Origin of the sequence: Polynucleobacter sp. AP-Latsch-80-C2 (genome assembly GCF_018882185.1) — a bacterium.
Taxonomy (GTDB): domain Bacteria; phylum Pseudomonadota; class Gammaproteobacteria; order Burkholderiales; family Burkholderiaceae; genus Polynucleobacter.
Map to the genome: position 1 here is coordinate 1 of NZ_JACVOY010000038.1, position 521 is coordinate 521.

1 protein-coding gene is annotated in these 521 nt (G+C 46.6%); it reads right to left on the minus strand.

The genetic code is table 11. The annotated features are described in order from the left end of the window. Nucleotides 1–521: hypothetical protein (locus ICN47_RS12765; protein WP_216220286.1), on the minus strand; the 521-nt coding region annotated here is incomplete at both ends.

The following is a 521-nucleotide window of genomic DNA, read 5'->3' on the forward strand; positions in this document are numbered from 1 at the left end:
GATGCCATTGCCAGTTACGGCTAAGACATTGGCAGTGTTAATAGCGCTTAAGCTCACTGCGCCGCCCGTGCTAATAGTCAAGTTATTAGAACTACTAACATTTAACTGGTCATAGGTCGTAATCGCCCCACTCAAGCTCTTTAAGGTTAAAGCACTATGGAAGTTTTGATTGGCACTGGTGTCATATTTAAGGGTTCCAGTGCCTGCGCTTGCATCTCCAATCACAATCGCAGCAAAGTAATTACTTGTGACATTGATATAACCCAGTTCAGTGTCACTCAGTTGTAGGGTTGCGCCGCTGGCGTTAGAGCCAGATCCCAAGCCAATTATTGTGCCTGCACTTTTTGGTGCAATTGTCAGAGTGCCAGATCCACCATTGACATTGCCACCTAATGCCAAAGTATCGGTCACTAAGGTCAGGTTATGGTTGCCTGCAGCAATGGTGCTAGCGGTAGTAATGCTAGATGCAGTTAAGGTCACATCACTACCCAGTGTCACTGCGCCAGTGTAGGTTTGAGTAC